The organism is Microbispora sp. H11081, assembly GCF_012999535.1.
Classification (GTDB): Bacteria; Actinomycetota; Actinomycetes; order Streptosporangiales; family Streptosporangiaceae; genus Microbispora.
The window spans coordinates 43,235-69,860 of record NZ_JABBWV010000002.1; the positions used below are offsets into that span (position 1 = coordinate 43,235).

Consider the following 26,626-nt stretch of genomic DNA (forward strand, 5'->3'; position numbering starts at 1 on the left):
GCTCTATCCGTGCTTATCCCGCCATTCGGCGACGGATGTCGTGGGGATCCGGTGGAACTCATGCGGATAACCGTAGACGTAACGTCGCGTACCCACAGGAAACGACTGGCTCACCGCTGTGTAGCAAACGCGTAACAGCGTTCCGCCACCCTGGGTACCAGCGCGACGGAGGGAGCGGGTACCGATGGGGTTCTTCCGGATTCGTACGACCGTGGACGAGCGGCCTGGACGGCTGGCGTCGCTGGCGACGGCTTTGGCCGACAGGGGCGGCAACATCCTGGGTCTCTCGGTGCAGCCGGACACGGACGGCACGGTCGACGAGTTCGTCACCGACATCCCCGCCTCCCCCGAGGCCGTGCGCGAGGCGCTGGAGGCGGCCGGTGGGAGACGCGTGCGGATCGTCCCCGCCACGGCGCACGAGCTGACCGACGAGCCGACGCGGACGCTGCTGCTGGCCGCGCGGCTGCGCTCGGCGCCCTGGCGTCTGCCGGAGATCCTGGGCGAACTGCTGCGCGCCGACGACGCCCGCTGGGTGTACGGCGCGACCGCCGTGCGCCCGCGGCACGAGGGCGGAGACCAGGACGAGGCGGACGCGGTGGAGCTGCCCGACCCGACTCTGCTGCTGGTGCCGGTGGCGCCGCGGCGGTCGATCAGGCTGCGCCGCTCGGGGCTGCCGTTCACTCTGACCGAGGCGGCCCGCGCCGCCGCGATGGTGAGGCTGGCGCAGCCGCCGGCCGAGCCGACCGCGGCCGAGGGGCCGGCGCGGCTCGCCGACGGCGCGGAGGTGCAGGTCAAGCCGTTGACCGCGCTGTATCGCGAGGCGCTGCGCGACCTGCACGAGCGCTGCTCGCCCGAGACGCGCAGGTTCCGCTACTTCACCGCCAACCCGACCCTGCCGCCCCGCCTGTTCGACCGGCTGTGCGACCGCACCCGCGGGCAGTCGCTGGTCGCCGGGCACGACGGCCAGGTCGTCGCGCTCGCCTCGCTGATGTTCACCCCCGACCCCGGCATCGCGGAGATCGCCTTCCTGGTGGAGGACCGCTGGCAGGGCAGGGGGCTCGGCACCCACCTGGCCCGCATGCTCCTCGCCCAGGCGAGGGATCTCGGCTTCGCCGAGGTGCGGGCGACCCTCCTGCAGGACAACACGCGCATGCGCAGGCTTCTCGGCTCCCTCGGCGCGACGCTCTCCCCCACCGATGATCCCGGTGTGATGGAGGCGCGTCTCGCCGTGGGCGTGATGGCGACGGCATCCCCGAGCTGACGCCGTCACGGGTGGTCCTCCTGGTCCGGTGTAGCTCAGGGCACCGGACCAGGACGGGCCCACCGCGTCGTCACCGCCGGCGTTCACCATCATCGACGGCGTTCACCGTGCGGGGCCGAGCACCGGGCGGCTGTCGACGATGTGTTTCATGACGAGAGTGGTCGTCAGGCGCTGGATGCCGGGAAGTGACGCGAGCCGGTCATCTTCCAGGCGTTGATAGGCGGCGAGGTCGGCGGTGAGGACACGCAGGAGGTAGTCGGGGTCGCCGAACAGGCGCTGCGCCTGCACGACCTCGGGAATCTCGGCGACGGCCTTCTCGAAGCCCAGCAGGGTCGCGCGGTCCTCCTGGAGCATCGTCACGAAGACGAGCGCGTGGAAGGGCAGGCCGACGGCTTCTGGGTCGACGATCGCCCGATAGCCGCGGATGATCCCGCTGCGCTCCAGTTCGCGAAGCCGGCGGTGGCACGGCGACACGCTCAGCCCGACGCGTGCGGCGAGTTCGGTGACGGTGAGCCGGCCGTCTTCCTGTAGCGCGGCAAGGATTTTCCGGTCGATGGCGTCCACGGGGTGGATCTTTCTACGGACGCGCCGCCGCGGGCAAGAAGTTGGCACCATCTTCCGGACGTTCGCCGGTAGTTTCCTCGGCAGGATCCGTTCTCCGAGGAGAGACTCCATGCCGATCGGCTCCGTCGCCGCCTTCTGGGGCGTCTCCCTGCTGCTCATCGTCGTGCCGGGCGCGGATTGGGCGTTCACGCTCGGCGCGGGGCTGCGCGGCTCCGTGGTGCCCGCCGTGGGCGGGCTCGTGCTCGGCTACGCGGGCATGACCGTCGTCGTCGCGGCGGGCGTCGGCGCCCTGGTCGCGGAGAACGCGGCCGCGCTCACCGCGCTGACCATCCTCGGCGGCGGCTACTTGGTGTGGCACGGCGTGCGGACGCTCGCCTCCCCGGTCGCGCCCGTCACCCCGGTCGCGCCCGTCACCCCGGCCGCCGGGGCGGCGCGGGCGCCGGCGAAAAGACCGGCGAAAAGACCGGCGAAAACACCCGAGAAAACACCCGCGAAGACGACGGCGAGCACGGCGTGGGCGACGTTCGCCCGAGGGGCCGGAGTCAGCGGGCTCAACCCCAAGGGCTTGATGATCTTCGTCGCGCTGCTCCCGCAGTTCACCGGCCCCGGCCGCGACTGGCCCCTGGCCGTCCAGATGGGCGCCCTGGGCCTGGTCTTCACGGTCACCTGCGCCGCCTTCTATCTCGCCCTGGGTTCGGTGGCGCGGACGATCCTGATTCCGCGCCCGGCGGCGGCACGGGCCGTGAACCGGCTGTCCGGCACCGGAATGGTCGTCGTCGGCGTCCTCCTGGTGATCGAGAGGATCGCCGGATGACGTTCTTCGCCGGTGGAGTCCGGCGAGGAATTCAGGTACAGGTGGTCTGTGGACTTCGACGAGGCGGCCGACCGGCTCTACGGCATGGTGCCCGAGGAGTTCACCTCGGCCCGCGACGCGCTCGCCAAGGAGGCGAAGGCGGCCGGTGACGCCGCGCTGGCCAAACGGATCAAGGCGCTGCGCAAGCCCACGGTCGTGGCCTGGGCGGTCAACCGGACGGCCAGGGACGACGGCGAGGACCTCGGCCGGCTGCTCCATCTCGGCCTGCGCCTGCGGGAGGCGTGGCGGGCCCAGGACGCCGACGCCCTGGCCGAGGCGGGCCGCGAACGGACGCCGCTCATCAGCCGTCTCGTCCGGTCCGTACGCGCGGGGGCGGAGGCGGCCGGACATCCGCTGACCCCCGCGGCCGACCTGGAGATCGAGCGGACCCTCGACGCCGCCGTGGTGGACGAGGAGGCCGCCGAGCAGGTGCGCAGGGGCCGGCTCACCCGCCCGCTGAGCCACAGCGGCTTCACCCCGGCCCCCGTCGTACGGCCGGTGCCGGAACCGGCCGGGAAGCCCGGGAAGGCCGCAGGGAGCGGAGAGAAGGCGGAGCCCGGGGCCGTGCGGCCGGGCAGAGACGGGGCCGGGGAAGGGGAACACCGCGCAGCGGAGCGCGACCGTCGCGTCAGGGAGGGGGAGACGGCTCTCGCCGAGGCGGAGAGGGCCGCCACGGAGGCGGAGCGGGACCGCGCCCGCCGGGAGGCCGAGCGCGCCGACGCCGCACGCGAGCACGAGCGGCGCACGGCCAAGGTCGAGACGCTGACGGCCAAGCTGGCCAGGGCCAGGGCCAAGCTGGAGGCGGCGGCCGACCGGCTGGAGACCGCCCGCAGGGAGGAGACCGACGCCGGACGCGCCGCCCGTGCGGCCCGGCTGCGCGCCGAGGAGGCCCGTGCCGCCCTCGACGAGGCCCGATCAGGCCACGAATGACGACACGGGAGGGGGAGAGTATCGCCAGGGCGGCGGCTCGCCGCCCTGGCGTCCCACAAGCGGACACAAGCGGAACGGCCGGGCGGGGGAGTGCCCCGGCCCGGCCGTTCCGCTGTGATCTCCGTCAGGGGGAGGCGATCCGCCCCATCGACGGCGGGATCTTGTGCGCGGCGGCGCGGTCGAGCAGGAACAGCGTCCGCTGCCGCCCGCGCGCACCGGCGGCCGGCACCTGGAACGGGCCGGCGTCGGACAGGGCCATCCTGACCGCCTGCGCCTTGTCCTCGCCCCCGGCCACGATCCAGACCTCCGTGGCGGCCCGCAGCGCTGGGAACGTCAGCGACAGCCGGGTCGGCGGCGGCTTGGGCGAGCCGTGCACCGCCACCACCGAGCGCTCCTCCTCGTAGACCGCGGGCTTGTCCGGGAACAACGAGGCGACGTGCGCGTCCGGCCCCATGCCGAGCAGGAGCACGTCGAACGACGGCACAGGACCGTGGTCCTCGGGCCTGGCCGCCTTGGCCAGTTCCACCGCGTACGCCTCGGCGGCCTCCTCGGCGGTCATGCCCGAGTCGGGGCCGGGCATCGGGTGGACCCGGGCCGGGTCCACGTCGACGTGGTCGAGCAGAGCCCGGCGGGCGCCGGTCTCGTTGCGCTCGGGATCGCCGGTCGGCAGGAACCGCTCGTCGCCCCACCAGATGTCGAGCGCCCGCCAGTCGATGGCGTCGCGCGCCGCCGTCCCCGCGAGGGCGGCGAGCGTCGCGATGCCCACGGTGCCGCCGGTCAGCACCAGGTGCGCGGAACCCCGGGCCGCCTGGGTGTCCACCAGCCGCGTGATGAGGCGGGCGGCCACGGCCTGGGCGAGCACGTCGGCGTCCCGGTGGACGATGACGGTGGGGACGCCGCTCACACCCCTCCCCGCCCCTTCATCTCCGCCAGGCGGCGGATCGCGGCGGCGTAGATGTCGTCGGGGTCCAGCCTGCGCAGTTCCTCGGCCAGCAACTCCGAGGTCGGCCTGCGGGCCAGCGCGACCCGCCGGTCGGGGTTGCCGGGGCGCGACAGCGTGGCGAGCCGCGCGTCGCCCCTGCTCACCGTCAGCTCGCCGCCGTCCTCCATGGACAGCCGAACGCCCGTCAGGCCGGGGCCCGCGGATTCCGTGACCCGGATCGGCACCTCCAGCCGGTCGCACAGCCAGGCGGCCAGCAGCGGCGCGCTGGGGTTGCCCGCAGCGGCCTCCACCTCGCCTCCGGTGACCTTCCCCATCGGCTGGTCGAAGGCGGCGGCCAGCAGGCTGCGCCACGGCGTGAGCCGGGTCCAGGCCAGGTCCGTGTCGCCGGGGACGTAGTGGTCGGCGCGGCCGGCGATGGCCGACACGCCGTCCCGCGCGGCCCTGGCGTCGGTGATACGGCGGCTGCCGAGGTGCCCTATGGCGTTCTTGGCGGGGAGGTCCGGGCAGTCGCCCGGCCACCACACCACCACCGGCGTGTCGGTGAGCAGCAGCGGGGTGATCACCGAGTCGGCGTGCTCGGTCAGCTCGCCGTACAGGCGCAGCAGCACGACCTCGCCCGGCGCCGACTCGCCGACGCGGATCTCCGCGTCGAGCCGGTTGGGCTCGGCCGGGTCGCGGCTGATCACCATGAGGATGCGCGAGGGATGCTCGCGCGCCGCGTCGGTGGCCGCGCGCAGCGCGTCGTACTGCCCCGCCTCGTCCACCACGACGACGAGCGTCAGGACCATGCCCACGGCGGGCGCGCCTATCTGGTGCCGCAGGCGGGTGAGCGTCGAAGAGATCTTCGACGCGGTCGTGTCGGTCAGGTTGAAGGTCGTCACACCGCTCTCCGCTCGATCCGCCCCGGTCGCGCCCCGCGGGAGGCCGCGCTCACAGCCGCCTCCACGCGCGGCCGTCCCTGGCCAGCATCGCGTCGGCCGAGGCGGGCCCCCAGGTGCCGGACTTGTACCCTTCGGGCTTGCCCTCGGAGGCCCAGAACTCCTCGATCGGGTCGAGGATCTGCCACGACAGCTCCACCTCCCGCTGGTGCGGGAACAGCGGCGGATCCCCTATGAGCACGTCGAGCAGCAGCCGCTCGTACGCCTCGGGGGAGGACTCCATGAACGACTCGCCGTAGGCGAAGTCCATGTTGACGTCCCTGACCTCCATGGCCGTGCCCGGCACCTTGGAGCCGAAGCGCACCGTGATGCCCTCGTCCGGCTGCACGCGGACGACCAGTGCGTTGTGCCCGAGGATCTCGGTGTCGTCCTTGCTGAACGGCAGGTGCGGCGCCCGCTGGAAGACGATGGCGACCTCGGTCATCCGCCGGCTGAGCCGCTTGCCCGTCCGCAGGTAGAACGGCACCCCCGCCCACCGGCGGTTGGCGACCTCCAGCTTCACGGCGGCGTACGTCTCCGTTGCGGAGTCGGGGGAGATGCCCTGCTCCTCCAGATAGCCGACGACGGGCTCGCCGCCCTGCCAGCCCCGGACGTACTGGCCGCGGGCGGTGCCGGTGGCCAGGTCGGCGGGCAGCTTGACGGCCCGCAGCACCTTCTCCTTCTCCCGGCGAAGCGCGTCGGCGTCGAAGGAGGTGGGATCCTCCATCGCGACCAGCGCCAGCAACTGGAGCAGGTGGTTCTGGATCACGTCACGGGCCGCGCCGATGCCGTCGTAGTAGCCGGCCCGGCCGCCGATGCCGATGTCCTCGGCCATCGTGATCTGGACGTGGTCGACGTAGCCGCGGTTCCAGATCGGCTCGTAGAGGGTGTTGGCGAAGCGGAGCGCCAGGATGTTCTGGACGGTCTCCTTGCCGAGGTAGTGGTCGATCCGGAAGACCGAGCTCTCCGGGAACACCGCGCTGGTGATCTCGTTGAGCTCCCTGGCGCTCTTCAGGTCGTGCCCGAACGGCTTCTCGATGACGACCCGGCGCCAGGAGCCGTCGGGCCCCTTGGCCAGGTTCGTCCGCTTGAGCTGCTCGATCACGACGGGGAAGAACTTCGGCGGCACCGACAGGTAGAAGGCGTAGTTGCCGCCGGTGCCCCGGGTCTCGTCGATCTCCTTGAGCATCATGGCGAGCACGTCGAAGGCGCCGTCGTCGTTGAACTCGCCGGGGCAGAAGTGGATGCCCTCGCTGAGCTGCTTCCAGACCTCGTCGCGGAACGGCGTCCGCGCGTGCTCCTTGACCGCCTCGTACGTGACCTGGGCGAAGTCCTCGTGCGCCCAGTCGCGGCGGGCGAAGCCGACCAGGGAGAAGCCCGGGGGCAGCAGCCCCCGGTTCCCCAGGTCGTAGATCGCCGGCAGCAGCTTGCGCTTGGCGAGGTCGCCGGTGACGCCGAACAGCACGAGCACGCACGGCCCCGCCACGCGGGGCAGGCGCCGGTCGCGCGGGTCGCGCAGCGGGTTGGCCGCCATGACCGGCTCGGTCGTCCCGGTGAAGGCGGCCTGTGCGGCGGTCAGGATCGCACGCTCGGTGGACGTCAGGTCGTCCCGCGGCGGCAGCTCCCCTCCCGCCTGCCCGGCGTCGTCGGCTGGGGCCTGCGGCACCTGTCGATCCGTCATGTGTCCTCCCCGCCGGCGGGCCCTTCGCCTGTAACGCATCGCATCGTCAGAGCTCCTCCGCCACGGAGAGGAGGTGCCTGACGCCGGCGACGCGGTCGGTGAGGTGCAGGCGGACCGCCGGACGGCCGCGGGAGGTCAGGGCGCCCAGGTCGCCCAGAGCCTGCGCGAGCTGCAGCCTGCCCAGCGTGTAGGGCTTGCCAGGAACCTCGACGTCGTCGGTCACGGCCCCGGTGACCTGCAGGAACACGCCGGCCTCCGGCCCGCCCTTGTGATACTGGCCGGTGGAGTGCAGGAAACGCGGCCCCCAGCCGAACGTGACCGCGTGGTCGGTGCGGTAGTCGAGCAGCGCCCGCAGGGTGGCGACGTCGGCGCTCGCCCAGGTCTCGGTCATCTCCTCGAAGGACGCGTCGCCGACGACGGCCGCGTCGAACGCGGCCTCGCGGTCGAGGTACGCCATGATCGCCAGGTAGCCGCGCTCGGGGATCGCGCGCAGCAGCCAGGTGAGGACGTCGGCCAGGTTCTTCAGGTCGCCGGGCACGTCGCCGTACACCTCGACAGGGCCGTCGGTGAGCATCGGCGTGCCGGTCGGCAGCGGGCCGTCGCCGGCGTCCGTCAGGATCCTGGTCGTGTTCTCCTTCGACTCGGCGACGTTCGGCTGGTCGAACGGGTTGATCCCGAGCACCCGGCCGGCGATCGCCGTGGCGTACTCCCAGACGAGGAACTGCGCGCCGAGCGGGCCGTCGACGGTCGCGCCGCTGTCGGGGCCGATGGTGACGAGGAACTGGTCGCCCGCCTCGGCCGCCTCGGCGCCGACGACGGGCAGGATGCCCTTGCCCTCCTTGCCGGTCGACTCGGCGACGAGCTGCTCGATCCAGTCGGGCAGGCCGGTGATGTCGGAGGGCCCGTCGCGCAGGATGAGCTTGTCGCGCCCCTGCAGCGCCCGCGCGCCGAGCAGCGCGCCGAGCTCCAGGCCGGGGTTGCCCTCGTCCTGCGCGAGCAGCGGCGCCACCGCGGCGGCGTCGTCGAGCAGCTTGGCCACGTCGGCGCCCGCCAGGGCGCTCGGCACCAGGCCGAACGCGGTGAGCGCGCTGTATCGGCCGCCCACGTTCGGGTCGGCGAGCACGACCTGGTATCCGGCCTCGATGGCCGTCCGCTCCAGCGGCGAGCCGGGGTCGGTGACGACCACGATGCGCTCGGCCGGGTCGATGCCGGCGTCCCTGAACGCCTGCTCGTAGACGCGCCGGTGGCTGTCGGTCTCGATCGTGCCGCCGCTCTTGCTCGCCACCACGACGATCGTGCGGTCGAGCCGGTCGGCGAGCGCGCGGCGCACCTGGTGCGGGTCGGTGGTGTCGAGGACGGTCAGCGGAACGTCCTCGGTGGCGCAGATCACCTCAGGAGCGAGGGAGGAGCCGCCCATGCCGGCGAGCACCACGTGGTCCAGGCCCGCGGCGCGGGCCCGCTCCACCAGCGTGGCGATCTCCGGCAGCAGCTCCCGGCTGGAGCGGTGCAGGCCCAGCCAGCCCAGCCGGATCGCGGCCTCGGACTGCGCCTGCGGGCCCCACACCGTGGAGTCGCCCGCGGCGAGGGCCGCGGGCACCCCCTCGGCCACGAGCTTGTCCTTGACCGCTTTGACGGCGTCGGCGTCGTCGCCGAGGGTCACCTCGATTGTCATCTGTAGCTCAGGCCTTCCGCAGCTCGCCGTCGACGGTCTCGAGAAGCTCGTTCCAGGACGCCTCGAACTTCTCGACGCCCTCCTCCTCCAGCGCGCGGACGACGTCGTCGTAGTCGATGCCGACCTGCTTGAGCGAGGCCATGACGTCCCACGCCTGCTGGTAGAACGGGCGGATGGTGTCGCCCGAGATCCGGCCGTGGTCGGCCGACGCGTCCAGCGTCTTCTCCGGCATGGTGTTGACGACCCCCGCGGTGACCAGCTGCTCGACGTACAGCGTGTCGGGGTAGTCGGGGCTCTTCACGCCGGTGGAGGCCCACAGCGGGCGCTGCGGGTGCGCGCCCGCCGCGCGCAGCGTCTGCCAGCGCGGCGAGTTCATGACCTCCTCGTACGCGGCGTACGCGAGGCGGGCGTTGGCCACGGCGGCCCTGCCCTTCAGCTCGGTGGCCTCCGGCGTGCCGATCTTGTCGAGCCGCTTGTCGATCTCGGTGTCGACGCGGCTGACGAAGAACGACGCGACCGACTCGATCGTGGCCAGGTTGAGGCCGTTGGCCTTGGCCTTCTCCAGCCCGCTCAGCCAGGCGTCCATCACCTGGCGGTACCGCTCAAGCGAGAAGATCAGCGTGACGTTGACGCTGATGCCCTCGGCGATGGCCTGGGTGATCGCCGGCAGGCCCTCGACGGTCGCCGGGATCTTGATGTGCACGTTGGGCCGGTCGACCAGCCACCACAGCGCGCGGGCCTCGGCGATCGTCGCCTCGGTCCTGCGGGCCAGGCGCGGGTCCACCTCGATCGACACCCGTCCGTCGACGCCGCGGGTGGCGTCGAAGACCGGCCGCAGCACGTCCGCGGCCCAGCGGATGTCGAACGTGGTGATCGCCCGTACGGCCTCCTCGACCGTCACCCCGCGGGTGGCGAGGTCGTGCAACTGGGCGTCGTACGCGTCGCCCTTGCTGAGCGCGGAGGCGAAGATCGTGGGGTTGGAGGTGACCCCGGTCACGTTCTTGTCGCGGATCAGGGCGGCGAGGTTGCCGGAGCGCAGCCGCTCCCGGCTGATGTCGTCGAGCCAGATGGAGACTCCGGCCTCGGACAGCCGCTTCAGGTTCTCATTCATCCTTCGTCCCTCAGTTTCCGGTCGTCTCGCCCTTGTCGGCGCCCGTCTTGGCCAGGCTGGCCTTGGCGGCCGCGACGACACGGTCGGCGGTGAGGCCGAACTGCTCGTAGATCGTCTTGTACGGCGCGGACGCGCCGAAGTGATCGAGACCGAGGACCTCGCCCGCATCTCCCACGAACTCTCGCCAGCCCAGCGGGATTCCCGCCTCGACCGCGACCCGGGCCTTGACGGCGGGAGGCAGCACGGTCTGCTTGTAGGCGGCGTCCTGCGCCTGGAACCACTCCACACACGGCATCGAGACGACGCGGGTGGGGATGCCCTGCGACTCCAGGATCGCGCGGGCCTCGACGGCGAGCTGGACCTCGCTGCCGGTGCCGATGATCACGACCTGGGGCTGGCCGTCGGACGCGTCCTGCAGGACGTAGCCGCCCCTGGCGACGGCGTCGGCGTCGCCGGTGCCCTCCAGGGTCGGGACGTTCTGCCGGGTCAGCGCGAGGCCCGCCGGGCGGTCGTCGTGCTCAAGGACGGCCTTCCACGCGGCCGCCGTCTCGTTGGCGTCGGCCGGGCGGACGACGTCCAGGCCGGGGATCGCGCGCAGCGCCCACAGGTGCTCGACCGGCTGGTGGGTCGGGCCGTCCTCGCCGAGGCCGATCGAGTCGTGCGTCCAGACGTAGGTCACCGGCAGCTTCATCAGCGCGGCGAGCCGCACGGACGGCCGCATGTAGTCGCTGAACACCAGGAACGTGCCGCCGTAAGGACGGGTGCCGTTGTGCAGCGCGATGCCGTTGAGGATCGCGCCCATGCCGTGCTCCCGGATGCCGAAGTGCAGCGTCCTGCCGTACTTGCCGCCGGGGAACTCCTTGGTCTGGTACTCGTCGGGGATGAAGGACGGCTCGCCCTTCATCGTGGTGTTGTTGGACTCCGCCAGGTCGGCCGAGCCGCCCCACAGCTCGGGCAGCACCGGCGCGAGCGCGCTCAGCACCTCGCCGGACGCCTTGCGGGTGGCAACCTGCGAGCCGATCTCGAACGACGGCAGCGCCTTGTCCCAGCCCTCCGGCAGCCTGCGCGCGGAGATCCGGTCGAACAGCTCCGCGCGCTCGGGGTTGGCCTCGCGCCAGCCCTGGTAGTCCTTGTCCCACTCGGCGCGCAGGGCGCGGCCGCGCGCGACCACCTCGCGGGCGTGGCCGAGCACCTCGGCCGGGACGTCGAAGTTCTTGCCGGGGTCCATGCCGAGGACGCTCTTGGTCGCGGCGACCTCGTCGGCGCCCAGGGCCGAGCCGTGGATCTTGCCGGTGTTCTGCTTGTTCGGCGCGGGCCAGCCGATGATCGTGCGGAGCTTGATGAACGTCGGCCGTTCGGTCTCCGCGCGGGCCGCCTCCATCGCGTCGTACAGCGCCTGGACGTCCTCGACGTACTCGCCCGTGGCGGTCCAGTCGACCTCGAGGACCTGCCAGCCGTACGCCTCGTAGCGCTTGCTGATGTCCTCCGACAGGGCGATCTGGGTGTCGTCCTCGATGGAGATGTTGTTGGAGTCGAAGACCACGGCCAGGTTGCCGAGCTTCTGGTGGCCGGCGAGGGCGCTGACCTCGTGGCTGATGCCCTCCTCGATGTCACCCTCGGAGGCGAAGCACCAGATCATGTGGTCGAACGGCGAGGCGCCCTGAGCGGCGTCCGGGTCGAACAGGCCGCGCTCGCGGCGGGCCGCCATGGCCATGCCGACCGCGTTGCCGATGCCCTGGCCGAGCGGGCCGGTCGTGGTCTCGACCCCGGCCGTGTGGCCGTACTCGGGGTGGCCCGGGGTGAGGCTGCCCCACTGCCGGAGCGCCTTGAGGTCGTCGAGGGTCAGGCCGTAGCCGGACAGGTAGAGCTGAATGTAGAGCGTCAGGCTCGAATGCCCACAGGAAAGGACGAACCTGTCTCGTCCCGCCCACTTGGGATCCGAGGGGTCGTGGCGGAGGACCTTCTGGAAAAGAAGGTAGGCGGCGGGGGCGAGACTCATCGCGGTGCCGGGGTGACCCGACCCCGCCTTCTCCACCGCGTCCATCGCCAGGGCCCGTACGACGTCGACCGCCTTCCGGTCGAGGTCACTCCACTCAAGGCTTGCGCTGCTCAACTGCTCGATCCCCTCTAGTTGTCGCGCCGTTCTGGCATTTCCCGCCCACACGGGACCCTAACGGGTCCCGCGTAATACCGTTTGGTAGCCACCTCGGTTACGGGTGCCCGGCGGCTTCGGCCCCGATTGGGGGACCACCTGCGATGGCGACTACAGTGATTGACCAAGTGCCGGCCGCTGCCCGGAGACAGGCTGCCCGGAGATCCGCCCTAATCAGAGGTTACGCGTTGACCCCGCACGTGTTGGAAGCACCTTGACGGTCTTGACGAACAAGCAGACGGTGGCCCCGCTCGGGTCCGCCGCGACGGCCACGGCTCCCCGCTCCGTCGGGGCGCTCGTGAAGGCCTATGTGGCGCTCACCAAGCCCCGGATCATCGAGCTGCTGCTGATCACGACCCTGCCGGTCATGTTCCTCGCGGCGCATGGCCTGCCCGACCCGTGGACCGCGACCGCGACCATGGTGTTCGGCACCCTGTCGGCGGGCAGCGCGAACGTCCTGAACTGCTACATCGACCGGGACATCGACCGGACGATGCGGCGCACCCGCAGACGTCCGCTCGCCAAGCACGACGTGTCGCCGGCGGGCGCGCTGATCTTCGGTGTGATCCTCGGCACTCTTTCCACCCTCGGGCTCGCCCTCACGGTCAACGGCCTGGCCGCGGCGCTCTCGCTGGGCGCGATCCTCTTCTACGTCTTCGTGTACTCGCTGGTGCTGAAGCGGCGTACCCCGCAGAACATCGTGTGGGGCGGCATCGCCGGCTGCATGCCGGTGCTGATCGGCTGGGCCGGCATCACCGGCGGGCTCTCGTGGGCCCCTGTCGTGCTCTTCGGCGTGGTGTTCTTCTGGACGCCGCCGCACACCTGGACGCTCGCCATGCGCTACCGGGAGGACTACGCCGCGGCCGACGTGCCGATGCTGCCCGTGGTCACCACCGAGCGCCGGGTCGTCCAGCAGGTCGTCGTCTACACCTGGGCCACGGTGCTGTGCTCGCTGCTGCTGTGGCCGGTCGCCGGCACCTCCCTGCTCTACCCGGCCGCCGCGCTCGTGCTCGGCGCGGTCTGCCTCGTGGAGGTCTACCGCCTGCTCGGCCGGGTCAAGGCCGGCAAGACCGGCGTCGACCTGCGCCCGATGCGGTTCTTCCACTGGTCGAACGTCTACCTGGCGCTGCTGTTCCTCGCCGTCGCGGTCGACTCCCTGCTCGTCTGACCCGGGCCCGTCGCCGGTGCGTCCCGCGTCCGGGCCGGGTGCCCGGCGGTCAGCGGCGGTAGGTCCTCCGTACGTTGTCGTCGGGGGCGGGCAGGCGCTCGGCCGCCGGCCCCTCCGCGAAGCCCTTCAGCAGGTTGGTCGTCGCGGTGGTGACGAAGGCCCGCGTACGCGCGCCGATCCCGTGCGCCCGAGGCAGGTCCCGGGTGCCAGCCATGAGCGTCTCCGCCCACCGCATGGTGCCCGCGGCGAACACGCCGGCCCCGCTGTCCGCCGTGTAGTAGGCGGCGTCGGCGAAGCTGGGCCGGCCCACGCAGGTCACCGGCGAGTGGGCGAGGATCTGCAGCGGCCTGGGCGTCGGCACGTCGGTGTTCACCCGGTCGTACTCCACCCCGACCAGGTGCGGGAACGCGTCGCCCCGGCGCACGCCGGTGCCCGCGAAGATCCAGTGACGGGGCTCGTGCACCACGAAGGGCGCGTCCACCGGATAGCCGTCGTAGTACACGCCGATCAGCGACGACTCGGGGTCGGCCTTCGGGGCCGCCCTGAAGTCGGTCGTCGCCAGCGAAGGACGCCTGCGCACCAGCGGGTCGCGGTCCACCGCGGTCTTGTAGCAGACCACCAGCCTGCCGTCCTCCTCCAGCCTGACCCGGCGATAGCAGGTGTTGGCGCCGAGGAAGGCCAGGTTGGCGCCCGCGTCGCGGGCCTCGGTCACGGTGCGGCGCGCCCCCGGCGTCCAGTACTCGTCGTGCCCGAGGAAGATCACCGCCGACGCGCCGGTGAGCACGTCGTCGCCGGCCTCCAGGTCGCCGCCCGTCGTGTACGCCAGGGGAAGGCCGAGCCGCTCCGCCAGCGCCACCACGGGACGCTCGTGGACGAGGAACTTCTCCATCCCGGTGCGGTCGTAGGGGCGGTCGAAGCTGACCGCGAGCGAGCGGCTCTCGTAGCGCCCGTCCTCGCCGTAGTAGAGGCTGTAGCCGCCCCAGCGGTTGTACGCCTGCCACGTGGGGGTGGCGTGGACCAGCACCGTGCGCCCCGCCCCCGAGGCCGAGCGCACGACCAGCGGCACGTACCTCTGGTGGCCGCGCTCGGTGTCGAGACGCAGCAGGTAGATCCCTTCCGGCCAGCCCTCCGTCGGCACGGTGAGGGACCGCCGCCACCCGGCCCGTACGGTGCGGGTGTCCCCGGTGAGCCGTCCGCGGCCCTGGTCGCGCCCCCTCATCCACCCGGAACGCCACACCCGGCGGGCGAGCGTGCCGCCGTACCAGCCCATCCGGTACGCCGTGACCCGGTAGCGGCCCTCGGTGGTGGAGACGTGGAGCCCGAACGACTCGCCGGGCAGCACGCTCGCGCGGTCGCCGTACCCCTCGATCGCCTCGTCGGGGCCGCGCCCGCGGATCCGCCAGTCCGGGTCGCCGGGCAGCAGCCGTTCCGCCGCCGGCCCTCTGGGGCTGGGCGTGGGTGTGGATGTGGGCGTGGGCGGCGCGGAGGTGGGAGCGGCGGCGTTCCGCGACGAGGGCACGCATGCGGCGACCGAGCCCGCCACCGAGCCGACGGCCGCGGCGCACGCGACGCGGAGGAACCCGCGTCGTCCGAACCCGTCACGTGGTGCGACATCCATGATCGCCCATTGTGCCGGTAGCGGGACGTGCTCCGGACGACCGGCGCGGCGCGGACGATCGGGAGACGTGATCCATGGGATCTTTTGGGGACGCGGGAGGACCGGGACGGGCATGGTCGGTTACAGTCGCACAGTGGAAGGCCTCGACCCCCGCGCCGTTCTCAAGGAGCGTCCGTCCATCGGCCTCATCGTGGGCCTGGTCGTGGCCGGGATCTGCGCCCTGGCGTCGTTCTCCTTCGACATCATCAACGGCGAGCCGGTTCACTTCTTCATCGCGCTCGGGCTCGCCGTGGCTCCCGTGCCGCTGCTGCTCGCGGGCGTGCTCGCCCTCGACCGGATGGAGCCGGAGCCCCGCACCAACCTGATCTTCGCGTTCGCCTGGGGCGCGGGCGTCGCCGTCCTGCTCGCCGGCGTGCTCAACTCGCTCAACCTCGTCTACGTGGCCCACCAGCTCGGCGACATGACCAGCGCCCGCAACCTGGTGGCCACGTTCGGCGCCCCGCCGGTGGAGGAGACGGCCAAGGGGCTGGTCCTGCTCGGGCTGCTGTGGTTCAGGCGGCAGGAGCTGGACGGTCCCACCGACGGGATCATCTACGCCAGCATGGTCGGGCTCGGCTTCGCCATGTCGGAGAACGTCAGCTACTACCTGGCCGCGCTGGAGGAGAACGGCGCGCAGGGACTGGCCGCCACGCTCGTGCTGCGGGCCGTGCTCTCGCCGTTCGCCCATCCGCTGTTCACCTCCCTGATCGGGATCGCGGTCGCGTACGCGGCCCAGCGCGGGGGCGCGGTGGGGGTGGTCGTGATCGTCATCGGCTGGATCGGGGCCATGCTGCTGCACGGCGTCTGGAACGGTTTCGCCTCCTTCGCCGGCCTCGGCGGGCTCGCCATCGCCTACCTGCTGCTGATGATGCTGCTCATCGTCGAACTCGTCGTGATCTTCCGGGACAGGCGGCGGATCGTCGGCCTGATCCAGCACTACCTGCCGCCGTACGAGCGCAACGGGCTGGTCAACCAGGCCGACATCTTCATGCTGTCGTCCCTGCGCCGAAGGCGGCAGGCCAGGGCGTGGGCCAAGGCCCACGGCGGGAGGGCCGGGGCGCAGGCCATGGTCGACTACCAGATCGCCTCGACCGAGCTCGGGCTGCTGCACGCCCGCGCGGCCAGGGGCGGGGTGGACGAGCAGACCTTCCGAGACCAGCAGCGGTCGCTCGCGTACCTCATGGCCAGCGCCCGGCTGTCGTTCCCGCTGCCGGAGCGTCACCAGGCGAACGCCGCGCGGGGGGTGCCGCCGCCGGGGTACGCTCCGGGCGCCCCACCCCCCGGCCAGTGGCCGGGCGAGGGCCGCGCCATGCCGCCCTGGTACCGGCGGCCGGATGAGCCCGGCCACGGTCCCGCGCGGCAGCCGCCGCCGGGCGACGGGCGCCCGCCCGCGCCTCCGTGGCACGGGCCGCGGGACCCGGGGCAGGGGACCTGACGGCCGCGTCCCCGGCTCTGTCGCCGAAGGCGCCTCAGTCCCCGATGCGGCGCTGGCTCTCGATCTGACGCAGGCACTCCGCGGCGACGCGCCGGGCGAACCCGGCCGGGTCGGCGTGGGCGGGCACCGGCTCCGGCACGACGGCGTGCACGACGCCGTCGGCGAGCAGGTCGGCCGCGCGCACCCGCTGCCGCCTGGCGACCTGGGGCGCGAGGTCGGGACCGCCGTGCAGGATCGCGCTCGCGCCCTCGGGCGGCAGGGGGGACAGCCACGCGTTGGCCGCCGCGATCACCCGCCGGGACGGCAGCAGTGCCAGCGCTCCGCCGCCGGTGCCCTCGCCCAGCAGCACGGAGACCGTGGGGACGGTGAGCTCCACCATCTCGGCCAGGCAGCGGGCGATCTCCCCGGCGAGCGCGCCCTCCTCCGCGGCGGCGGACAGGTCCGCCCCGGGGGTGTCGATGACGCAGATCAGCGGCAGGCGCAGTTCCTGTGCGAGGCGCATGCCGCGGCGGGCGCCGCGCAGCGCGGCGGGGCCGAGCGGACGGTGCTGGGACTGGGTGCGGCGGTCCTGCCCGACGAGCACGCAGGAGGTGCCGGAGAAAGAGGTGAGCGCGAGCAGGAGCGCGTCGTCGGTCTCCCCGGACTGGGTGCCGTGCAGCGGCAGGACGTCGTCGGCGGCGTGCCTGAGCAACTCCCTGACGCCGGGCCGGTCGGGCCGGCGGGTGAGCGTGATCGAGGACCAGGCGTCGTCTCCGCCGCCCGCCATGGCCGTCTCCACCGGCGTCTCCAGCGGCGTCTCCGGCGGCGTCTCCCGCAGCGGCGCCCGCGCGGCCGGGCGGCGTGCCGGGGAGAGCAGGGCGAGCGCGCGGGCGGCCACCCCGGCCAGCTCCCCCGTGGGGACGACGGCGTCGAGGATTCCCTTGGCGACGAGGTTCTCCGCCACCTGGACGCCCTCGGGGAACGGCTCCCCGCGCAGGGTCTGGTAGACGAGAGGGCCGAGGAAGCCGATCAGCGCGCCCGGCTCGGCGACCGCGACGTGCCCGAGCGACCCCCAGGAGGCGAACACGCCGCCGGTCGTGGGATGGCGCAGATAGACGAGGTAGGGCAGGCCGGCGGCCTTGTGCGCGACCACCGCCCGGCTGATCTCGATCATCCGGACGAAGGCCGGGGTGCCCTCCTGCATGCGCGTGCCGCCCGAGGCCGTCGCGGCGATCAGCGGCAGCCGTTCGCGGGTGGCACGCCGTACGGCGGCGGCGACGCGCTCCGCCGTGGCCACCCCGATGGAACCGCCGAGGAAGCCGAACTCGCTGACGACGAGCGCGGCCGCGTGCCCCCGGATCAGCGCCCTGCCGGTGAGCACGGCCTCGTCGGTGCCGGTCCTCGCCTCCGCCCGCTCAAGAGCGGCGCGGTAGCCGGCGTCGTGTCCGGTGCGGTCGATCGGCTCGTCCCAGGAGCGGAACGTGCCGGGGTCGACCGTGGCGTCGATCAGCGCGCGGGCGCCCAGCCGGGTCATGCGCCGCACCTCCGGACGAGGCGGCCGGCGATCGGGCCGCGCGCCGCGCGCACGATGTCCATCTGTCTTCTCCTTCGGCTCGGCCCGGGGGCCCGCGGGCACCCGGGCGGGGCGTTCCAGGACAACCGTCCCATCCCGGTCGAGGGTGTCCACGTGGCGGACATGCCCGCCGAGGACCCGCGGCACCCGCCCGTCGCCGCGTCCTTCGTGCGTCCGCCTCCCGGTTTCAGGCCCCTGCGTCCCGCTCCGTCGCCGTAGGCTGACGCGAGGCCGCACGCGCCGGCGGGGGCCGGGCGTCACGGGCCGTCCCACGCCCGCCGCCACACCAGCTCGCCCGGGGAAGCGACCCCGGCTGACGCAAGGATCGGAGTCACCGTGTCCGGACCGCTCGACGGGATTGTCGTCGTCGATCTGACCCGCGCGCTCGCCGGGCCGCACGCCGCGATGATGCTGGGCGACCTCGGCGCCCGCGTGGTCAAGGTGGAGAACCCGGAAGGCGGGGACGACAGCCGCGGCTGGGGGCCGCCCTTCGTGCGGCCGGAGAACGGGGACCGCGAGTCGACCTACTTCCTGTCGGCCAACCGCAACAAGGAGTCGATCGCCCTCGACCTCAAGGACCCCGCCGACCTGGAGGTGCTCACGGGCCTGCTCCGCCGCGCCGACGTGCTGCTGGAGAACTTCCGGCCGGGGACGATGACCAAGCTCGGGCTCGGCACCGACGTGCTCGCGGAGCTGAACCCCCGGCTGGTCACGCTGTCGATCAGCGGATTCGGGCACGACGGACCGGAGGGCAGCCGGGCGGGCTACGACCAGATCGCCCAGGGCGAGGCCGGGCTGATGTCCCTGACGGGATCCGGGCCGGACGACCCCCAGCGCGTCGGCGTGCCGATCGCCGACCTGCTGGCCGGCATGTACGGCGCCTACGGCGTCCTCGCCGCGCTGATCGAGAGGGAGCGCACCGGCCGCGGTCAGATCGTGCGCACCTCGCTGCTCGCGGCGATCGTCGGCGTCCACGCCTACCAGGGGACCGCCTGGACGGTCGCGGGCCAGGTCGGGCGGCCGCAGGGCAACCACCACCCGTCGATCGCGCCGTACGGGCTGTTCCGCTGCCGGGACGGGTCGGTGCAACTGTCGTGCGGCAGCGAGTCGCTGTGGCACCGGCTCTGCGCCGAGTTCGGCCTGGACCCGGCGGCGCAGGGCATGGCGACCAACAGCGAGCGGGTGGGCAACCGGCAGCGGGTCATCGACCTGATCGAGGACGCGTTCGCGGGGCATGCCGCGGAGGAGCTACTGGCCCGGCTGGCCGCGGCGGGCATCCCGGCCGGCAAGGTGCGCACGCTCGACGAGGTCTACACGTGGGAGCAGACCCTGTCGCAGGGGCTGCTCGTCGACGTCGAGCACGCCACCCTCGGCCGGCTGCGGCTGCCCGGCCCGCCGCTGCGCTTCTTCACCCCCGGCCCCGGCGGTGAGACCGAGACCACCCGCGGGGACCACGCCGCCCCGCCCGTGCTCGACGGCCACGGAGCGGCGATCCGCGCCGAGATGGCCCGCGACGCGTCCCCCGAGGGCCCGGCGGCCTCGCCCGGCGCCTGAGCCGCCGGCCGTACGGGCCTGTCCGCTCTTGGCCGGGGCGGCCCGTTCGTGTTTCAATCACTGTGCGCGGTGGCCACTCGATGGGTGGGCTCCAGGAGGGCGTGTGGCGATGCCGCACGCGTTCTTCTCGTACGGAAGCCCTGACGGCTCGACCTTCCCAGGAAGGCGTGCCCGCCCCATCATGAGGAGAACTTCACGTGCAATCCCCGCGTTCGAGATCGCTGTCCCTGAGATCCCTTTCCTTGAGATCCGGGCCCAAAGTCGCCGTGCTCGCCGTGGTGGCGGCCGTGCTCGCCGGCGTCGTCGCGGTCCTGACGCAGACCGCGGCCGAGGCGCACGGCGCGCTGCAGTCCCCGGCGAGCCGCACCTACGCGTGTTACACCGACGGTCTCACCGGCGGCCAGATCATCCCCAACAACCCCGCCTGCAAGGACGCCGTTGCGGCCGGCGGCACGCAGCCCCTCTACGACTGGTACGGCGTGCTCAGGTCCGACGGGGCCGGCCGCACCCGGGGCTTCATCCCCGACGGCCAGTTGTGCAGCGGCGGCTTCAGCAAGTACGCGGCCTATGACGCGCCCAGGACCGACTGGCCGATCACCACGCTCAAGGCGAACACGATGTACGACTTCGTCTACGGCGCGTGGGTGCCGCACCCCGGCGGTTTCAAGCTCTACGTCACGAAGGACGGCTACAACCCGACCAAGCCTCTGACGTGGGCAGACATGGAGGAGGAGCCGTTCCTCACGGTCGACCCCGAGCCCCCGGTCAGCAACGGCGCCTACCGCTTCTCCGGCAGGCTGCCCGACAAGAGCGGCCACCACATCATCTACGCCGTGTGGTTCCGGTCCGACAGCCAGGAGACCTTCTACGGCTGCTCGGACGTGAACTTCCTCCGCGACCGCGTCTCGCCTAGCCCGTCGCCCAGCGCTTCGCCGAGTGCCTCGCCGAGCGCTTCTCCGAGCCCGCCGCCCAGCCCTTCGCCGAGCCCCATGGCCTCCCCGACGGGCAACCCGGCGTGCACGGCCACGGTGAAGCTGACCAACACCTGGCCTGGCGGTTTCCAGGGCGAGGTCACGATCAAGAACACCGGCACGAGCCCGCTCAACGACTGGTACGTCCAGTGGATGATGCCGCTGGGCACGACGCTCACCCAGGCGTGGAACGGGACGTCCATGCAGAGCGGGCCGTTCATGATGATCCACGCGCCGGACTGGAACAAGTCGCTGGCCCCCGGAGCATCGGCCACGGCCGGGTTCCTCGGCAGCGGTTCTGCCACCCCGTCGATCAGCGACATCACCTGCGGCTGACCAGCTCGCGACGCCGGCCGGACGGGCCCCGCCTGATCCGCCCGGCGTTCGCCGGGTCTGTCCCGAGGGTTTAGGGGAGATGCCCGGGGAGGCCGTCACGGCGGCTCCCCGGGCATCGCGCGATGGGTGGGCGGAGGAGGATCCGCCTCTCGTACCCGCGGTGCGATAGCCACAGTGGGTGTGGCCTCACCTCCCTCTGGGGATGGTGGGAGCGCTCCCACATGGCCCGGACCCTAACCGGCCGCGTCGCGCCGGACCAGTAGACCCGCCCCGGCGCGTCTTGTCCGCCCAGGTCGCGGCCCGGCACGCGATGAAAGTTTCGCGCGGCCCTCCGCACGCGGCCCGCACAGGCCGCCCATGGGAGCCGGTGTCAGCGGGCCACGGCCTGGTCGAGCGCGGTCTCGCGCGGGCCGAGGAAGCGCGGCGACGAGCGCAGCACCAGGGCGTCGACCAGGCCCTTGGCCGAGGCGGGGAACTCCCTGACGGCGTAGGCCACCGTCTCGGCCGGCCAGTCGCGGCTCGAGTCGTCGCCCACCCCGAACGCGTCCAGCCCGGCCGTACGGCACAGCGCCACGGCCCGGGGGAGATGGAACACCTGGGTCACGACGACGAGACGGGACGCGCCGAAGATCTCTTTTGCCCGTACGCAGGAGTCCCAGGTGTCGAAGCCGGCGTAGTCGAGCACGATCCTGCCGGCGGGCACGCCGGTGGATATCAGGTAGTCGCGCATCACCGAGGGCTCGTCGTAGTCCCTGCGGCTGTTGTCGCCGGACAGCAGCAGGGCCCGCACCCTGCCCGCGCGGTACAGCTCGGCCGCGATGTCGAGCCGGGCGCGCAGCATCGGAGTGGGCTGCCGGCCCCGCACGCCCGCGCCCAGCACGAGCGCGGCCGGCATCACGGGCACCTCGGCGGCCCAGCGCGTGCCCGGCGCCGCGGTCACCCGGTGGCCGGCGCTCGTCAGCCAGACCCACGTCATCGGGACCAGCGGCAACACGCTCAGGGCGACCAGCGCCTGGAAGCCCCGGCGCAGGGCCGTACGCGACCAGGTCCAGGGACGCAGGGCTCCCAACGGGGGTCAGACCCCGGCGTGGTGGAGCTCCGGCCGCTCGGGCGCGGGGACGGGGGCGGGGCCCCGGGTCCGCAGCAGGAACACGACGCGCAGCGTGCAGATCCACACGAGCGTCGCTCCCAGCACGTGCAGAAGCACCAGCGCGGCGGGAACGGCGAGGAAGTACTGCACGTAGCCGACCACGCCCTGGGAGAGCACCACCGCGAGCAGCACGAGCGCGGCGCGCCGGGCCGGGCGGGGAGCGTCGGACACGCGCAGGGCCAGCAGCATGGCGAACGTCAGCCCGACGACGACGTAGGCGATGTCGGTGTGCAGCCGCACCACGCTCTGGATGTCGAAGCCGAACCGGGAGGCCGCGTCGTCGCCCGAGTGCGGCCCCGTTCCGGTCACCACCACCCCGGCGAGCAGCAGCGCGAAGGCGGCGGTGGTCAGCACGTACCCCAGCGTGCGGATGTCCCTGTGCACCAGCCGGGTCGCCGGGGCGTCGCCCTCGCCCGCCCGCGCGAACAACACGACGGCGGCGGCGGTCATGCCGATGGACAGCAGGAAGTGGACGCTGACGGTCACCGGGTTGAGCATGGTGTGGACCACGAGCCCGCCCCACAGGGCCTGCACGACGACGCCGGCCGGCTGCAGCAGCGCGAGCCGCAGCAGGACCGGGCGGCCGTGCTCGCCCCGCGACAGCTTCCACGCGGCGATCACGCAGGCGACCGCGACGGCGAGCACGAGGAACGACAGCAGCCGGTTGCCGAACTCGATCGCCATGTTGAGGGGCGCGTGCGAGTCGGTCTTCGTCGGCACGAAGCTATCGGACGTGCAGCGCGGCCATGTCGGGCAGCCGAGCCCCGAGCCGGTGACGCGCACGGCGGCGCCGGTGACGGTGATGCCGACGTTGACCACGATCGCCGCCAGCGCCCACCGTCGCATCGACTCGCCGGTCGGGAACATGAACGAGCGGTAGAAGGCGAGCAGCCCACCGCGGATACGGTCGGTCGTGGGATTCACGGCACCAATCGTAGGTGGCCCCTGGGGTGGTCCCTTCTCCGGGCCGCGGCCCTCCGGCCGGGCGCCCGTCGCCCGCGATGATCGTTCTCCCGGCGCGGGCCGGTACGATCGGCCGTACGGGACCGAGGAGGGCGGTGGCCGGTCGATGGTCGGGGAGTGGGACGGACCGGCGGGCCGCACGCGCGACGACTTCCGCGCACCGGACGGGAGATCACGGCGGAACCTGCGCGAGCAGGTGGCGCAGGCGCTGCGCGAGGCGCTGGTGGCCGGGGAGATGCGGCCGGGCGTCGTCTACTCGGCGCCGGTGCTTGCGGCGAGGTTCGGGGTCTCCGCCACGCCGGTGCGGGAGGCCATGCTCGACCTCGCCAAGGAGGGCCTGTTCGAGGCGCTGCGCAACAAGGGCTTCCGGGTGGCGGAGGTGTCCGAGCGCGACCTCGACGAGATCACCGAGATCAGGCGGCTGATCGAGGTGCCCACGGTGGCCAGGCTCGCGCGGGAGTCGGCGGCTTCGGCGGCTTCGGCGGCCGAGGGGCTGCGTCCGATCGCCGAGGAGATCGTCTCGGCCGCGGCGAGGGGTGACCTGCTCGCCTACGTGGCCGCCGACCAGCGGTTCCACCTCGCGCTGCTGGCCCTGTCCGGCAACGTCCGGCTGGTCGAGACGGTCAGGGACCTGCGCGCAAGGGCCCGGCTCTACGGGCTGCGCGGCCTGCCCGACGCGCGGCTGCTCGTGGCCTCGGCGCGCGAGCACCTCGACCTCCTCGACGCCGTCGTGCGCGGTGACGCCGCCGGGGCCGGTAGCCTGATGGACCACCACCTCCGGCACGTACGGGCGATCTGGTCGCCAGGCGGCGGGGAACCGGAAGCCGGGCCGTACAAGTAGTGCGACGGTCAGCCGTCGCCCGCGCGCGTGGCGCCGACGGAGGCCGCGACCACGCAGCCGATCGCCGCCCACTCGCGGGCCTTCAGCACCTCGCCCAGGACGAACAGGCCGACGAGGGCGGCGACGGCGGGCTCCAGGCTCATCAGGATCCCGAAGACCCGCTTGGGCATCCGGCGCAGCGCCTCGAGCTCCAGCGAGTAGGGGATGACCGACGAGAGCAGGCCGACACCTGCCCCGATGAGCAGGATCTCGGGCCGCAGCAGGTCGATCCCGCCCGAGGCCACGCCGACGGGCGCGATCACGATCGTCGACACGATCATGGCGAACGACAGCCCGCTGGCGCCGGGGAAGCGGGCGCCGGTGGCCTGGGAGAACACGATGTAGGCGGCCCAGAACGCACCCGCCATCGCGGCGAACCCGATCCCCGCCCAGCTCGTGGACGCCGCGTCGCCCCAGGGGGCGAGCAGGACCACGCCGACGGCGGCCAGCGCCACCCACAGCAGGTCGATCCTGCGGCGTGAGGACACCACGGCCAGGGTGAGCGGCCCGATGAACTCGATGGACACCGCGATGCCGATCGGCAGCCGGGCGAGGGCCTCGTAGAACGACAGGTTCATCAGGCCGAGGCTGAGCCCGAAGGCGACGCCGACGCCGAGGTCGCGCCGCGAAAGCCCGCGCACGCGGGGCCGTACGACGGCCAGCAGCATGACCGCGCCGGTGGCGATCCGCAGGAACACCACGGCCGTGGGAGGGAGCTGGGCGAACAGGTTCTTGGCCAGGCCCGCGCCGACCTGGACGGACAGGATGGCCAGCAGCACCAGGCCGGGCGGCGGTATCGCGTCCGACGCGGCCCGCAGCGCCCTGACCGGCGACGGCCTCATGCGGTACGACTCGGCCCCCGGATGTGACTCAGCGGTCATGCCGGCGACCCCAGACTGCCCCATTGATCACGCACAACGCCCGCAATCATATGCAGAGGCCGCAGGCACGCGGCCGGTCATTCCCAGCGGCCGGTCATTCCCAGCGGAACGTGCGGGCGGCCAGGGCGAGCGCGGCCACCGCCCAGCACAGCAGCACGAGCAGCGCGCCGCCGGGCAGGCCGCCGCCGCTCAGGACGGCCCGCAGGCCGGAGGTGAGCGCGCTGATCGGCAGCAGTTCGAGCACCCGCTGTACGCCGGCAGGGAACCGGTCCAGCGGGAACAGCACGCCGCCGAGCCCGAGCAGCACCAGGTAGACCAGGTTGGCCCCGGCCAGCGTGGCCTCCGCCCGCAGCGTGCCCGCCATGAGCAGGCCGAGGCCGCTGAAGGCCGCGGTGCCGAGCAGCAGGAGCGGCACGGCCCACAGAAGCTCGCCGTGCGGCGACCAGCCGAGCGCCAGCGCCACCGCGACGATCACGGCGACCTGCAGCGCCTCCACGGCGACGACGGCGACGGTCTTGGCCAGCAGCAGCCCGGACCGCGACAGCGGGGTCGCGCCCAGGCGCTTGAGCACGCCGTACCGCCGCTCGAAGCCGGTCGCGATCGCCTGCCCGGTGAACGCGGTCGACATGACCGCCAGCGCGAGGATTCCCGGGGCGACGAAGTCGACGCGCGGGCCGTCGCCGAGGTCCACGAGCGGGGCGGCGCTGAAGCCGGCCAGCAGCAGGACCGGAATGATCAATGTGAGCAGGAGCTGCTCGCCGTTGCGCAGCGTGGCCCGGATCTCCGCGCCCGCCTGGGCGAGGACCATCCGGCGAAGCGGCGCGGCCCCCGGCCGGGGCTTGAGGTCCAGCGTGGCGAACGTGGTCACCGCAGCTCCCTGCCGGTCAGTTCGAGGAAGACGTCCTCCAACGTGCGCCGCTCGATGCGCAGGTCCTCCGTGGTGACGCCGTCGGCGGCGCACCAGGCCGTGACGGTCGCGAGCAACTGGGGGCCGACCTGCCCCTCGATGATGTAGTGCCCCGAGGGCGACTCCTTGGCGGCGCTGCCCGGCGGCAGCGCGGCCAGCAGCTCCTCCAGATCGAGCCCGGGCCGCGCGCGGAACCTGAGCTGACGCTCGGCGCCGGTCAGCGACTGGGGCGTGCCCGAGGCCACCACCGTGCCGTGGTCGACGACCACCACGTGGTCGGAGAGCTTCTCCGCCTCGTCCATCTGGTGCGTGGTCAGCACCACCGACACCCCGGCGGCGCGCAGGGCGGTGACGAGGTCCCAGCAGGCGTGGCGCGCCTGCGGGTCGAGCCCGGCGGTCGGCTCGTCCAGGAAGACCAGCTCCGGCCGCCCGATCACCGCCGCCGCGAGCGACAGCCGCTGCTGCTGCCCGCCGGACAGCCGCCGGTACGGCGTGCGCGCGTGCCCGGCCAGGCCGAGCAGGCCGAGCAGGGCGTCCGGGTCGAGGGGATGGGCGTAGAAACGGGAGACCGTCCGCAGCCACTCGCCCGCGCGGGCGGCGGGAGGCACGCCTCCCGTCTGCGGCATGATCCCGAGGCGTGGCCGGAGCCGGGGGTCGGCAGGGTCCATGCCGAGCACCCGGACGGTCCCGCCGTCCGGCCGGCGGAAGCCCTCGCAGATCTCGATCGTCGACGTCTTGCCGGCGCCGTTGGGCCCGAGGATCGCCGTGACGGCGCCCCGCGCGCAGGTGAGGGTCAGCCCGGCGACGGCCGTGGTGCTGCCGTACCGCTTGACCAGCCCGTCGATCAGGACGGCGGGAACGCCGTCGTCCTGGCCGCCCCCAGTGCTGTCAAGCGTGTCGTCCACCCCCGGCACTCCACCGGCCTCCCCTCACGGACCGACCGCGGGAACCGGCCGGATGCGGGCGGGCCTGGTCGGTCGTCGACGGCATCGAGTCTAGGGAGCGGGACAGACGCTCTCGTCGGCGACCGCCGTCATTCCAGCCCTCGGGGGTAAAGGATCGGGAAAAGCGACGTCCGCGCAGGTTAG

The 26,626-nt window shown here is 73.0% G+C and carries 22 protein-coding genes; 8 read left to right on the forward strand and 14 right to left on the reverse strand.

Translation table 11 applies throughout. The features are described 5' to 3' along the window. Nucleotides 1-184 precede the first annotated feature (184 nt). Nucleotides 185-1,261, forward strand: coding sequence for a GNAT family N-acetyltransferase (locus HHX31_RS05425; RefSeq protein WP_169945713.1), 1,077 nt, complete (start codon nucleotides 185-187; stop codon nucleotides 1,259-1,261). 102 nt (nucleotides 1,262-1,363) lie between these two features. Here the strand turns inward: HHX31_RS05425 and HHX31_RS05430 are convergent, their stop codons facing one another. Beyond that, nucleotides 1,364-1,825 carry an Lrp/AsnC family transcriptional regulator gene (locus HHX31_RS05430; protein ID WP_169945715.1) on the reverse strand — a complete coding sequence of 154 codons (462 nt, stop codon included), beginning with the start codon at nucleotides 1,823-1,825 and terminating at the stop codon, nucleotides 1,364-1,366. Nucleotides 1,826-1,934: 109 nt separating this feature from the next. On the opposite strand from HHX31_RS05430, the gene HHX31_RS05435 reads away from it, so the two are divergent. After that, complete coding sequence (locus tag HHX31_RS05435; RefSeq protein ID WP_169945717.1) at nucleotides 1,935-2,639, forward strand: LysE family translocator; 705 nt, start codon at nucleotides 1,935-1,937, stop codon at nucleotides 2,637-2,639. A 48-nt stretch (nucleotides 2,640-2,687) separates the two neighbouring features. Then, a complete protein-coding gene (locus HHX31_RS05440) occupies nucleotides 2,688-3,608 on the forward strand; it encodes a transposase (protein WP_169945719.1) in 921 nt (306 codons plus the stop codon). A gap of 124 nt (nucleotides 3,609-3,732) precedes the next feature. Here the strand turns inward: HHX31_RS05440 and pgl are convergent, their stop codons facing one another. The 6 genes from pgl to tkt all read right to left on the reverse strand — a co-directional run bounded on the left by pgl (nucleotide 3,733) and on the right by tkt (nucleotide 11,976). Continuing rightward, nucleotides 3,733-4,512 (reverse strand): 6-phosphogluconolactonase, encoded by a 780-nt coding sequence (gene pgl, locus HHX31_RS05445; protein ID WP_169945721.1) that lies wholly within the window; start codon nucleotides 4,510-4,512, stop codon nucleotides 3,733-3,735. Further along, the gene (locus tag HHX31_RS05450) at nucleotides 4,509-5,432 is read right to left on the reverse strand and encodes a glucose-6-phosphate dehydrogenase assembly protein OpcA (RefSeq protein ID WP_169945723.1); all 924 of its coding nucleotides are present in this window, start codon (nucleotides 5,430-5,432) and stop codon (nucleotides 4,509-4,511) included. The genes pgl and HHX31_RS05450 overlap by 4 nt, the downstream gene beginning before the upstream one ends. Nucleotides 5,433-5,481: 49 nt before the next feature. Continuing rightward, complete coding sequence (gene zwf / locus HHX31_RS05455; protein WP_211589427.1) at nucleotides 5,482-7,002, reverse strand: glucose-6-phosphate dehydrogenase; 1,521 nt, start codon at nucleotides 7,000-7,002, stop codon at nucleotides 5,482-5,484. A 193-nt stretch (nucleotides 7,003-7,195) separates the two neighbouring features. After that, a complete protein-coding gene (locus HHX31_RS05460) occupies nucleotides 7,196-8,821 on the reverse strand; it encodes a glucose-6-phosphate isomerase (RefSeq protein ID WP_169945727.1) in 1,626 nt (541 codons plus the stop codon). A gap of 7 nt (nucleotides 8,822-8,828) precedes the next feature. Then, the gene (gene tal / locus HHX31_RS05465) at nucleotides 8,829-9,932 is read right to left on the reverse strand and encodes a transaldolase (protein WP_169945729.1); all 1,104 of its coding nucleotides are present in this window, start codon (nucleotides 9,930-9,932) and stop codon (nucleotides 8,829-8,831) included. A 10-nt stretch (nucleotides 9,933-9,942) separates the two neighbouring features. After that, a complete protein-coding gene (gene tkt, locus HHX31_RS05470; RefSeq protein ID WP_249345729.1) occupies nucleotides 9,943-11,976 on the reverse strand; it encodes a transketolase in 2,034 nt (677 codons plus the stop codon). A gap of 322 nt (nucleotides 11,977-12,298) precedes the next feature. Between tkt and HHX31_RS05475 the strand changes: the two genes are divergently transcribed. Further along, nucleotides 12,299-13,252 (forward strand): heme o synthase, encoded by a 954-nt coding sequence (locus HHX31_RS05475; protein WP_169945731.1) that lies wholly within the window; start codon nucleotides 12,299-12,301, stop codon nucleotides 13,250-13,252. A gap of 49 nt (nucleotides 13,253-13,301) precedes the next feature. Here HHX31_RS05475 and HHX31_RS05480 read toward each other — a convergent pair whose 3' ends face one another. Then, on the reverse strand, nucleotides 13,302-14,870 hold the full coding sequence (locus HHX31_RS05480) for a N,N-dimethylformamidase beta subunit family domain-containing protein (protein WP_211589353.1): 1,569 nt from the start codon (nucleotides 14,868-14,870) through the stop codon (nucleotides 13,302-13,304). Nucleotides 14,871-15,003: 133 nt separating this feature from the next. On the opposite strand from HHX31_RS05480, the gene HHX31_RS05485 reads away from it, so the two are divergent. Then, nucleotides 15,004-16,344 carry a PrsW family intramembrane metalloprotease gene (locus tag HHX31_RS05485; protein ID WP_311931601.1) on the forward strand — a complete coding sequence of 447 codons (1,341 nt, stop codon included), beginning with the start codon at nucleotides 15,004-15,006 and terminating at the stop codon, nucleotides 16,342-16,344. Between the two features lie 34 nt (nucleotides 16,345-16,378). On the opposite strand, the gene HHX31_RS05490 is transcribed toward HHX31_RS05485, so the two are convergent. Continuing rightward, on the reverse strand, nucleotides 16,379-17,857 hold the full coding sequence (locus tag HHX31_RS05490; RefSeq protein WP_169945734.1) for a carboxyl transferase domain-containing protein: 1,479 nt from the start codon (nucleotides 17,855-17,857) through the stop codon (nucleotides 16,379-16,381). Between the two features lie 375 nt (nucleotides 17,858-18,232). Between HHX31_RS05490 and HHX31_RS05495 the strand changes: the two genes are divergently transcribed. Together HHX31_RS05495 and HHX31_RS05500 are read left to right on the forward strand one after the other, a co-directional pair. Further along, complete coding sequence (locus HHX31_RS05495; protein ID WP_169945736.1) at nucleotides 18,233-19,450, forward strand: CaiB/BaiF CoA-transferase family protein; 1,218 nt, start codon at nucleotides 18,233-18,235, stop codon at nucleotides 19,448-19,450. Between the two features lie 242 nt (nucleotides 19,451-19,692). Beyond that, entirely contained in the window at nucleotides 19,693-20,757 is a 1,065-nt protein-coding gene (locus HHX31_RS05500) for a lytic polysaccharide monooxygenase (protein ID WP_211589354.1), read from the forward strand. A 370-nt stretch (nucleotides 20,758-21,127) separates the two neighbouring features. Here HHX31_RS05500 and HHX31_RS05505 read toward each other — a convergent pair whose 3' ends face one another. Further along, nucleotides 21,128-21,826 (reverse strand): vancomycin high temperature exclusion protein, encoded by a 699-nt coding sequence (locus tag HHX31_RS05505; RefSeq protein ID WP_249345646.1) that lies wholly within the window; start codon nucleotides 21,824-21,826, stop codon nucleotides 21,128-21,130. 6 nt (nucleotides 21,827-21,832) lie between these two features. Beyond that, nucleotides 21,833-22,831, reverse strand: coding sequence for a COX15/CtaA family protein (locus tag HHX31_RS05510; RefSeq protein ID WP_311931602.1), 999 nt, complete (start codon nucleotides 22,829-22,831; stop codon nucleotides 21,833-21,835). A 145-nt stretch (nucleotides 22,832-22,976) separates the two neighbouring features. Between HHX31_RS05510 and HHX31_RS05515 the strand changes: the two genes are divergently transcribed. Further along, entirely contained in the window at nucleotides 22,977-23,711 is a 735-nt protein-coding gene (locus HHX31_RS05515; protein WP_169945740.1) for a GntR family transcriptional regulator, read from the forward strand. A gap of 8 nt (nucleotides 23,712-23,719) precedes the next feature. On the opposite strand, the gene HHX31_RS05520 is transcribed toward HHX31_RS05515, so the two are convergent. From HHX31_RS05520 to HHX31_RS05530, 3 genes are all read right to left on the reverse strand, one after another. Next, on the reverse strand, nucleotides 23,720-24,631 hold the full coding sequence (locus HHX31_RS05520) for a DMT family transporter (RefSeq protein WP_169945742.1): 912 nt from the start codon (nucleotides 24,629-24,631) through the stop codon (nucleotides 23,720-23,722). A 94-nt stretch (nucleotides 24,632-24,725) separates the two neighbouring features. Then, nucleotides 24,726-25,439 carry an ABC transporter permease gene (locus HHX31_RS05525; RefSeq protein WP_169947118.1) on the reverse strand — a complete coding sequence of 238 codons (714 nt, stop codon included), beginning with the start codon at nucleotides 25,437-25,439 and terminating at the stop codon, nucleotides 24,726-24,728. Between the two features lie 56 nt (nucleotides 25,440-25,495). Then, a complete protein-coding gene (locus HHX31_RS05530; protein WP_169945744.1) occupies nucleotides 25,496-26,443 on the reverse strand; it encodes an ABC transporter ATP-binding protein in 948 nt (315 codons plus the stop codon). Between the last annotated feature and the right edge of the window lie 183 nt (nucleotides 26,444-26,626).

What these genes read in the sequence shown, in the direction of transcription:
- HHX31_RS05425 (WP_169945713.1), top strand. Translation starts at nt 185, where the DNA reads ATGGGGTTCTTCCGGATTCGTACGACCGTGGACGAGCGGCCTGGACGG.
- zwf (WP_211589427.1), bottom strand. Translation starts at nt 7,002, where the DNA reads ATGGCGGCCAACCCGCTGCGCGACCCGCGCGACCGGCGCCTGCCCCGC.
- HHX31_RS05520 (WP_169945742.1), bottom strand. Translation starts at nt 24,631, where the DNA reads ATGACCGCTGAGTCACATCCGGGGGCCGAGTCGTACCGCATGAGGCCG.
- tal (WP_169945729.1), bottom strand. Translation starts at nt 9,932, where the DNA reads ATGAATGAGAACCTGAAGCGGCTGTCCGAGGCCGGAGTCTCCATCTGG.
- tkt (WP_249345729.1), bottom strand. Translation starts at nt 11,976, where the DNA reads ATGGACGCGGTGGAGAAGGCGGGGTCGGGTCACCCCGGCACCGCGATG.
- HHX31_RS05435 (WP_169945717.1), top strand. Translation starts at nt 1,935, where the DNA reads ATGCCGATCGGCTCCGTCGCCGCCTTCTGGGGCGTCTCCCTGCTGCTC.
- HHX31_RS05525 (WP_169947118.1), bottom strand. Translation starts at nt 25,439, where the DNA reads ATGGTCCTCGCCCAGGCGGGCGCGGAGATCCGGGCCACGCTGCGCAAC.
- HHX31_RS05460 (WP_169945727.1), bottom strand. Translation starts at nt 8,821, where the DNA reads ATGACAATCGAGGTGACCCTCGGCGACGACGCCGACGCCGTCAAAGCG.
- HHX31_RS05480 (WP_211589353.1), bottom strand. Translation starts at nt 14,870, where the DNA reads ATGGATGTCGCACCACGTGACGGGTTCGGACGACGCGGGTTCCTCCGC.
- HHX31_RS05515 (WP_169945740.1), top strand. Translation starts at nt 22,977, where the DNA reads ATGGTCGGGGAGTGGGACGGACCGGCGGGCCGCACGCGCGACGACTTC.
- HHX31_RS05490 (WP_169945734.1), bottom strand. Translation starts at nt 17,857, where the DNA reads ATGACCCGGCTGGGCGCCCGCGCGCTGATCGACGCCACGGTCGACCCC.